We start from the raw sequence: 368 nt of genomic DNA on the forward strand, positions 1-368 counted from the left end.
GAAAAACCAATTACTTCTTCAAGTCCTGAAGAAGGGGTTAAAGAGCTTGTCTTCCAACTCCCAAGTTTGGAGATTGTTAAGAAGGCAGTACCATTCAAGACTATCCGTCGCGAAAATCCACAATTAGACAAAGGGAAAGAACAAGTTCTATCAGAAGGGAAAGATGGTGCTATAATCGAGTATATCGAAGTAGATGGCAGCAATCGTAAGGTAGTTCAAACCGAATCAACTCCAGCTCTAGACCGAGTGATTGAAGTTGGGACTAAACAAAGTTCTGTAGGAACAGATACTCCACCAGTTGTGACTCTTCCTAAGTACCTTCTACCAAAAGAACCTGAAAAACCAATTACTTCTTCAAGTCCTGAAGA

The 368-nt window shown here is 40.8% G+C and carries 1 protein-coding gene; it reads left to right on the plus strand.

Features of this window, described 5'->3' with window-relative positions:
* Window positions 1-368, plus strand: a 368-nt coding sequence (locus tag HMPREF2701_RS06900) for a G5 domain-containing protein (RefSeq protein ID WP_148130520.1), incomplete at both ends; no start/stop codon positions are given.

The sequence above is a fragment of the Streptococcus sp. HMSC077D04 genome (assembly GCF_001808785.1).
GTDB classification, from domain to species: Bacteria; Bacillota; Bacilli; order Lactobacillales; family Streptococcaceae; genus Streptococcus; species Streptococcus mitis_BX.